General features: G+C 70.1%; 8 protein-coding genes. 4 read left to right on the top strand and 4 right to left on the bottom strand.

Annotation, left to right across the window (positions count from 1 at the left end; translation table 11 throughout):
- The coding region (locus AC6RA4_RS20920) for an aldo/keto reductase (RefSeq protein ID WP_500163623.1) at positions 1 to 965 on the top strand (965 nt) is incomplete at its 5' end.
- A gap of 35 nt (positions 966 to 1,000) precedes the next feature.
- Here the strand turns inward: AC6RA4_RS20920 and AC6RA4_RS20915 are convergent.
- Positions 1,001 to 2,623 carry an FGGY-family carbohydrate kinase gene (locus AC6RA4_RS20915; protein ID WP_500163621.1) on the bottom strand — a complete coding sequence of 541 codons (1,623 nt, stop codon included), beginning with the start codon at positions 2,621 to 2,623 and terminating at the stop codon, positions 1,001 to 1,003.
- Positions 2,624 to 3,010: 387 nt separating this feature from the next.
- Here AC6RA4_RS20915 and AC6RA4_RS20910 point away from each other — a divergent pair, with 387 nt between their 5' ends.
- Entirely contained in the window at positions 3,011 to 3,835 is an 825-nt protein-coding gene (locus AC6RA4_RS20910; protein ID WP_500163619.1) for an SH3 domain-containing protein, read from the top strand.
- 209 nt (positions 3,836 to 4,044) lie between these two features.
- Here AC6RA4_RS20910 and AC6RA4_RS20905 read toward each other — a convergent pair whose 3' ends face one another.
- From AC6RA4_RS20905 to AC6RA4_RS20895, 3 genes are read right to left on the bottom strand one after another with little or no spacing between them, the layout of a single operon-like run.
- The gene (locus tag AC6RA4_RS20905; protein WP_500163617.1) at positions 4,045 to 4,539 is read right to left on the bottom strand and encodes a cytochrome b; all 495 of its coding nucleotides are present in this window, start codon (positions 4,537 to 4,539) and stop codon (positions 4,045 to 4,047) included.
- 19 nt (positions 4,540 to 4,558) lie between these two features.
- On the bottom strand, positions 4,559 to 5,452 hold the full coding sequence (gene yghX / locus AC6RA4_RS20900; protein ID WP_500163615.1) for a YghX family hydrolase: 894 nt from the start codon (positions 5,450 to 5,452) through the stop codon (positions 4,559 to 4,561).
- Between the two features lie 34 nt (positions 5,453 to 5,486).
- A complete protein-coding gene (locus AC6RA4_RS20895; protein ID WP_500163614.1) occupies positions 5,487 to 5,753 on the bottom strand; it encodes a hypothetical protein in 267 nt (88 codons plus the stop codon).
- 236 nt (positions 5,754 to 5,989) lie between these two features.
- Here AC6RA4_RS20895 and AC6RA4_RS20890 point away from each other — a divergent pair, with 236 nt between their 5' ends.
- A complete protein-coding gene (locus AC6RA4_RS20890) occupies positions 5,990 to 6,643 on the top strand; it encodes a response regulator (RefSeq protein WP_500163612.1) in 654 nt (217 codons plus the stop codon).
- Positions 6,640 to 8,007, top strand: a complete 1,368-nt coding sequence (locus AC6RA4_RS20885; protein ID WP_500163611.1) for an ATP-binding protein — start codon at positions 6,640 to 6,642, stop codon at positions 8,005 to 8,007. The genes AC6RA4_RS20890 and AC6RA4_RS20885 overlap by 4 nt, the downstream gene beginning before the upstream one ends.
- Positions 8,008 to 8,182 lie beyond the last annotated feature (175 nt).

The following is an 8,182-nucleotide window of genomic DNA, read 5'->3' as shown; positions in this document are numbered from 1 at the left end:
GCAAGGGCAATTTCGGGATGGTCGGTTCGCAGGGCGTCGCCGAGGCGCGGGCGCTCATCGACACTTGTCTCGATCACGGCATCACTCTGCTCGACACCGCCAACATGTACTCGACGGGGCTGGCCGAGGAGATCCTCGGCGAGGCGCTGGATGGGCGGCGCGAGGAGGTGCTGATCTCGTCCAAGGCGCGGATGCCGATCGGCGACGGGCCGAATGACGAGGGTGCCAGCCGCTGGCATCTGATCCGGGAGTGCGAGCGCAGTCTCAAGCGGCTGCGCACCGATCACATTGATCTCTACCACATCCACGAATGGGACGGGCTGACCCCGGTCGAGGAGACCATGGAGGCGCTCGACACGCTCGTCAAACAGGGCAAGATCCGCTACGCCGGCTGTTCCAACTATACCGGCTGGCAGCTGATGAAGGCGCTGATGGCGTCGGAGCGGCACAACCTGACGCGCTTCGTGACGCAGCAGATCCACTACACCGTCGAGGCCCGCGAGGCCGAGTACGAGCTGCTGCCGATCTCGCTCGATCAGGGCCTCGGGGTGACGGTCTGGAGCCCGCTCGCCGCGGGCCTGCTCAGCGGCAAGCACCGCCGCGACGGCTTTGCGGAGGGCAGCCGGCAGGCCAAGGGCTGGACCGAGCCGCCGATCCGCGACTGGGACCGGCTGTGGGACGTCGTCGATGTGCTGTCCGAGATCGGGGCCGAGCACGAGGTCGAGGCGGCGCAGGTGGCGTTGGCCTGGCTGCTCACCCGGCCCGCGGTGGCCTCGCTGGTGGTGGGCGCCAGTGCCCCTGCGCAGATGCAGCGCAACCTCCGGGCGCTGGATCTGAGCCTGAGCGACGCAGAGCTCGCCCGCATCGACGCGGTGAGCCGGCCGCCGCTGATCTATCCGCACTGGCACCAGGAGCAGTTTGCCAAGGGCCGGTTCGGCGGTCCCGAATGGGCGCTGCACGGCTGAGCGTTCGGCTCTGCCGAAGTCAGGCCCCGCGCGGCTCAGCCGTCGCGGGGCGGGCGATCTGGCGTCATGATCTCGCGATAGGCGGCGTGGTCGTCCTGCATCCGCCGGAACACCTGGTACTTGCGTCCGTGATAGGCGGCAATCTCGCCGCCGCGCGGCCGGATCTCCTGCGCAGGCGAGGCCATCGCCGTCATCGCCGCCGCAAGCGCAGGCTGCTGTCCAGCGGCCACGGCGGCGAGCATCGCAGAGCCCAGCAGCACCGGCTCGGGACAATCGGGCACGATCACCGGCAGTCCGCAGGCATCGGCCGTCTCGCGCAGGAACAGCGGGTTCTTCGCCAATCCGCCTGAGACGATGATGCTGGCGATTTCCACCCCTTCGCCACGCAGCGCCTCGAGCACGTGGCGGGTGCCGTAGGCCAGCGCCTGCAGCGTCGCGAGATAGTCGAGCGCGAGGTCCTCGCGCCCGGTGTCGAGGGTGATGCCGTCGATCCCGCCCCGGCGCCACGGCTGGGCCAGCGGCGAGCGGTTGCCATGCGCATCGGGCTGAACGTGACGGTCGCGGCTGAGCAGGGCGGTCTCCTCGGTCATCGCCTGCAGCGTGTCGTGCAGCAGCTCGGTCGGATGACGGCCGGCGCGTCCGGCCTCATCGCAAAGCTCCGCATAGGCGCCGTGGCGGGACAGAATGGCGTCGATCAGCGCGCCGGCGGCTGATTGCCCGCCTTCATTGGCCCAGAGCCCGGGCAGGAGGGCGCCGAAATACGGCCCCCACACGCCCGGCACAAAGGCCGGCGTTTCGCTGACGGTGATGTGGCAGGTCGAGGTGCCGGCGATCATCGCGAGGCTGGGGCCGCTGCCTGCGCCCAGAGTGCCGAGCGCGCCGGCATAGGCGTCGATCAGGCTCGCCGCGACCGGCGTGCCTTCGCGCAACCCCAATTCCCGGGCAGCCTCGGGGCCGAGCCCGCCAAGGGCTGTCCCCGGGGGGGCGATTTCGCTGCCGAGCCGGGCGTGACCTTCGGGGCCGGTGAGCGCGTCGAGACCGATAGACGCCAGAAATTCGTCATCCCAGCCCTCGCCCTGCAGGCCGAGATGCCCGAGATAGGTCCATTTGCAGGCCATCGAGCAGAGCGAGCGGGCCGGGTTGCCGCAGGCGCGCCAGACCAGCCAGTCAGGCAGATCGTGGAACTGCGCGGCGCGGGCGAAACGCTCGGGCAGCTCGCGCTGCAGCCAGCGCAGCTTGGGCATCTGCATTTCGGGGCTGATCAGGCCGCCGACGTGATCGAGCGGTGCGCCACCGATGCGGTTGATCTCATCGGCATCGGCCAGCGCCCGGTGATCCATCCAGACCAGCACGTCCTGCTCGGGCGCGCCGCCGGGATCGACCGAGACCGGACGGCCCTCGGCGTCGGAGAGCACCAGCGAGCAGGTTGCGTCGAAGCCGAGACCTGCGATGTCGTCGGAGCCGACCTGCGCGGTCGCCATTGCCGCGCGCACCGCCTTGCAGACCGCCGCCCAGATGTCCGCAGAGCTTTGCTGTGCCCATCCCGGGCGCGGCCGCCACATGGTGATGTCGTGCCCGCTGGTCGCCAGCAATTGGCCGGTGGCGTCAAACACGCCGGCGCGGGCACTCCCGGTGCCTACATCGATGCCGATGAACATCCTGCCTCCTCCCTCGTGCGGCGCATCGTCCGATGCGCGGCTCTCCTTCGTGACGAAGGTAGGGGCGGAGCCCGGGTTCCGCCATCACCTTCTTGCAAACAGGCGTGAGGCGAGGTCGGGGTCGTCCGCGTCAGATCTGCCCGCGGTGCCGGGCCATGCGCGACAGGCTGGGCCTTTGGCGTGGTCCCAGCTGGTGCGGCGCGCTGCGGTTTCCGGCGGGACGCCGGGGGTATGGCAGCAGGCAGAACGCCACGCCGCGACCTGTTCCACCGGGCTCCGGCACCGGGCGGGGGTCAAGACGCCCGTGAGCGCGGGTTCCTCCCGCACACCCCTCTTGCGCTTTCGCGCGCGCGGTGGTGCTCTGGGCGGCAAGAGAGGAGCGCTCAGATGACCCTTGTCCCGATCCGGGCCGCGTTGGCTGCCCTGTTGCTTGCCCTGTCGCTCCCGCTTGCGGCGGAGGCGTTCGAGCCCGGCCGTGCCGTCAGGCTCGACCAGCGCCCGCTCGATCTGCGTCGGGCGCCGAACCACGGCAGCCGGGTGATCGGCCGGCCCGGGCCGGGCGCGATCCTGAGCGTGTTGGCGGTGCGTGGCGGCTGGGTGCAGCTTGTCGATCCCGGCGGGATCTATCCCTCCGGCTGGGTCGAGATGCGGGCCCTTGCGGGGCTCGGTTGGGCGGACGACACGCGGACCGCCGGGACCGGCGAAGGGATGCGGCTCGTTCCTGGCACCGACGCCGATGGCAGGCGGACCGGTCAGCGCTCGTTCCGCAACGCGCCGTTCGGAGCGTCTCAGGCGGCGCCTCCGCCCGCCGATCCGGCGCCCGCGTTGCCAAGGCCGTGGCCCACGGCTCCGGGGGGCGCCGGGCAAGCGCCGCTGACGGCGGAGGTGGCGCGGTTCGACTGCGAGCGCGACAGCGATGCCGGGCAGGGGCTGTCGGGCTGCACGCTTCGGCTGAGCATCGGCCTCGAGATTCCGGAGGCTTACGCGCCTTTTCTGAAGGACGAGATCGCGCTGTTCTGCGAGGCGAGCGTGTCCTACACGAGCCTCGGCGCCGAAGCGCCGCGCTCGGTCTGGGAACAGGGTCGCACGGCGTTTGCGATCCGCGATGGCATCGGCGGGGGCACAGCGGAGCTGCGCTTCGGGTTCTCGCTCGAGCCCGACCCGGTGCTCGCGGCCGAGGTGGAGAGCGTCGATTGTCAGCCCGAGCTGTGACGCGCCTCCTTGCGCGTGTCACGGTCGGACGTGGCGGGCTTGCGGGGCCGCGATGCGGTTGCCCGGCTCAAGCCGCCGTCTGGAGAGGGGCCTGATCGCCGCCTCAGCCGCTGTGAAGAGCACGCGCGTCCCCCTCGGCGCGGGCGCCGGAATGAGAACCGTCACTGGAGGGACGGCCGCGCCATCGCGCCGCCGCCCCGCCCGCTAGGTCAGGTCATGCGGCGGATCAGCCCGTCTTTCCAGACGAACTGATGCACCAGCGCGCCCGCCACGTGCAGCCCGACGACCCAGAGCAGCACCGTGGTGCCGATCTCGTGCAGGCCGGCGGCCTGTCCGACGCCGAGGAACCATGCCGACAGCCCGAGCAGCGGCAGCCCGATCAGCAGCGCATAGATCAGCCCGTGCGTCGTTTTGGCCAGCATTGCCGCCCAGCCCGGCTCGGTCTCGGGCAGCTCGGGCACGCCGCGCCGATGGCGCAGCGCCAGCCGCCAGAGCGCCAGTGCCAGGATCAGCGCGCCGACGACGATGTGCGAGACGGAGACCACCGTATAGGCGCCGTCAGTGCCGTCGATCTGCGCATGGAACGCGCGCCCCATGCGGTCGAACAGCAGGTATTGCGCCGCGATGAGCAGCACGACCGCCCAGTGCAGCAGCTTCTGGCTGCGCGAATAATGCTCTGGCGCGGTGTCTTGCGGGGTTGCCATCGGTGGTCTCCTTCAGGGGTCAGGTCAGGTATTCTCGGAACCAGTCGAGCGTGCGCGACCAAGCGAGCTCGGCGGCGTCCGCGTCGTAGCGCGGAGTGGAATCGTTGTGGAAGCCGTGGTTGGCGGCCTCATAGATATGCGCCTCGTAAGTCTTGCCGTTGGCGTCAAGCGCCTCCTTGTAGGCCGGCCAGCCCGCATTCACGCGCTCATCGAGTTCGCCGTAGTGCAGCAGGATCGGGGCCTGGATCTTCGGCACGTCCTCGGCGGCGGGCTGGCGGCCGTAGAAGGGGACAGCGGCGCCAAGCTCGGGATAGGCCACCGCCGCGGCGTTCGAGACTCCGCCACCGTAGCAGAAGCCGGTGATGCCGACCTTGCCGGTCACCTCGTCCTGCGCCATCAGGTATTCGATCGCGGCGAAGAAGTCGTTCATCAGCTTCTCGCCATCGACCTGGCGCTGCAGCTCGCGGCCTTCCTCGTCATTGCCGGGGTAGCCGCCCATCGGCGTCAGCCCGTCCGGCGCCATGGCGATGAAGCCGGCCTTGGCCAGCCGCCGCGCCACATCGCGGATATAGGGGTTGAGGCCGCGGTTCTCGTGCACCACGACCACGCCCGGCGCGGTTTCAACGCCGGTGGGGCGGACGTAATAGGCGCGCATCTCGCCATGGCCATTGGGCGAGGGATAGCTGATCCACTCGGCCTTGATGTCGGGGTCGTTGAAGCTGACCTGCTCGGCCATGGCGTAGTCCGGCGACATCATCCCGAGGATCGCCGCGGCGGTCAGCCCGCCCACGGCGAACTTGCCGGCGCGGTCGAGAAACTCGCGCTTGGTGATCATGCCATGGGCATAGAAATCGTAGAGCTCGAGCAGCTCTGGGGCGAAGTCCTTCGCGGTCATGCGGGGTTGATGGTTCATGTGATGGTCCTCCTCTGTTGAAACTCTGCGGCGGTCATTCCGCCGGTCCTTCGGTCTGGGCGCGGGCCGTCCGGTGGACTCGCATGCCCTGCGCCCGCAAGCAGATCACGGTTGTGACGACGAGCGTCAGCATGAATGCAAGCGCGAGCCCGCCGATGGTGTCCATGCCGGTGGCCTGCGCCAGCGGCACGGCGCCGAGGGTGGTGGCAATGGTGGTCAGTATGTCTTGGGTCAGAACGAAGCCGCCGAGGCTTGCGCCTGCGAGCAGCATCAAGGCGATCAGGACACGGATCATTCGCATGGCAGGGCCCTTCTGGCGGCAAGGCGGCGCACCGGCGGCGGCGGGCAATCGTACCTCTAGATTGGCCATCAAAACATTGAAAAACAACAAAACAAACTGTGTATGAGATGGCGCCACAGCTTCAGGTTGGCCTCATGTTGCGTCAGTAAGGTGCAGAATCGACGCGCCGCTCGGGGGCTTCAGCTTGGCGTCCGTTTCCGCGACTATGCGGCCCATTCCCCTCGAACGGAGAGACCATGCGCATTCTGCTGGTGGAAGACGACCCTCTGGTGGGCGATGCCCTGACCAAGAGCCTTGGCCGCGACCGGGCCGACGTGACCTGGAGCCGCGACGGAATCGAGGCCGAGACAATGCTGCGCGGCGGCGGATTCGACCTCGTGGTGCTGGATCTCGGCCTGCCGGGGCGCGACGGGCTGTCGCTGTTGCGCGGGCTGCGCGACCGGGGCGATGCCACGCCGGTGCTGGTGCTGACCGCGCGCGACGGCGTCGAGGACCGCATCCGCGGCCTCGATCACGGGGCCGACGACTATCTGCTCAAGCCCTTCGACACCGGCGAGCTGCTGGCGCGTTGCCGCGCCCTGCTGCGGCGGGCGCATGGCCGCGGCGACGACCGGATCGAGCTCGGGGCGTTGAGCCTCGATCTCGGGGCCAATACCGTCACCCTGCAGGGTCGGGCGCTGCACCTGCCGCAAAAGGAGTTCCGGCTGCTGGTCTATCTCGCCGAACGCCGCGGCAAGGTGGTGCCCAAGACCCAGATCGAGCAGATGCTCTATGGCTGGGAGGAAGGGGCCGAGAGCAACACGGTCGAGGTCTATGTCTCGGCGCTGCGGCGCAAGATCGGTGCCGACCGGATCCGCACCCTGCGCGGTGTCGGGTACATGATGCCATGACCGCGCCGCGCGACAGTCTGCGCCGCAGGCTCCTGCGCGAGCTGCTGCCGTCCCTGGCGCTGATCTGGCTGGTCGCCTGCGCCTTCATCCTGCTGCGCAGCTGGACTGAGCTCGAGGATTCCTATCTCGATCAGCTCGACCATCTGGCGGTCACGCTGGCGCAGGTGCTCGACGGGCAGGCGCTCAGCGCCGAGGCGGTGCTCGAGACCGTCCAGCATCGGCGCGACCGGAACATCTTTGTCGTGGTGCTGCGCGAGGGGCTGCCGGTGCTGCGCTCGGCGGGCGCTCCGGAGGGCCTGATCTCGGTGGAGGCGGCAGCGGGCGATGTCTATCTCGCCGAGGCCAGCGCCCGGGGGGGCACGCTCACGGTGATCGCCGGGATCGAGCGCGAGGAGGTCCGGCAGCTGACCGCAGCGATCGTCGGCGGCGCGGCGATCCCGATGGCGCTGGGGCTTCTGGGGATGGCGGCGGTGCTGGTCGCAGCGACCCGCCGGGCGCTGCGCCCGGTAGAGACGCTGCGCGAGGAACTCGAGGCGCGGCGGCCCGATGCGCTCGATCCGGTGCCGGACGCGGATCTGCCCGAGGAACTGGCGCCACTGGTTGCCGCCCTCAACCATCTTCTGGCCCGGCTTGATCGGGCCATCGCGCAGGAGCGCCGCTTCGTCGCCGACGCGGGCCACGAGTTGCGCACGCCGCTGGCGGCGATCCGGGCCCAGGCCGAGACCATCGACCGCGCGGCGCTCGATCCCGAGACCCGCGAGGCGCTCGACCAGATCCTGCGCGGGGTCGCCCGCTCGACCCGTCTGGCGCAGCAGCTGTTGCGGCAGGCGCGGGCCGATGCGGTGCTGCGCGAGGATCTGCCGGAGTGCGAGCTCGACCGGCACATCACCGAGATCGCCGCCGAGCTCTTCCCGCAGGCGGTGCGGCATGGCGCCGATCTCGACCTGGACTGCGCGCCGGGCAGGGTGCGCGCGCGGCCCGGCGATATCGAGATGCTGGTCGGCAACCTCGTCGAGAACGCCATCCAGCACGGCGGCGAGGCGGCGCGTATCCGGGTGTCTTGCGGCAGCGCCGACGGCGCCGGCTGGCTGCGGGTCGAGGACAGCGGCCCGGGCATCGATCCGGAGGCCCGCGAAGCGTTGTTCGGGCGCTTCCGGCGCGGCGAGGCGGCGCAGGGAGACGGCGCGGGACTGGGCCTCTCGATCGTGGCCGCGATTGCCGGACGGCTCGGCGCGCGGGTCGTGCTCGGGCGCTCTCCGGCGCTTGGCGGGCTCAGCGCCGACATTCGCTTCGCGCCGCTGGCGGGCGGAGACACGCTGCGGGAGACGGTAGCGGATGGGAGGCGGGGCGGCCGGCCGGGCTGAGATTTTCTCGGGGGACGGTCCCGGGGCGATTAGCGCGGATCCGCTTGCGACGCGATCCGAAGGCCGGGCGTCCTGAAAGGGGCCATCGGGGAGTGCTCTATTCGCAAGGTGGCAGGGGCGCTGCCCCTCTTGGCGCAAAGCGCCAATTCACCCCGGGATATTTTTGGCCAGAAGA

Source organism: Salipiger sp. (assembly GCF_059781815.1).
The sequence above is the reverse complement of the archived record's forward strand: the minus strand, read 5'-3'. Positions and strand labels throughout refer to the sequence as shown.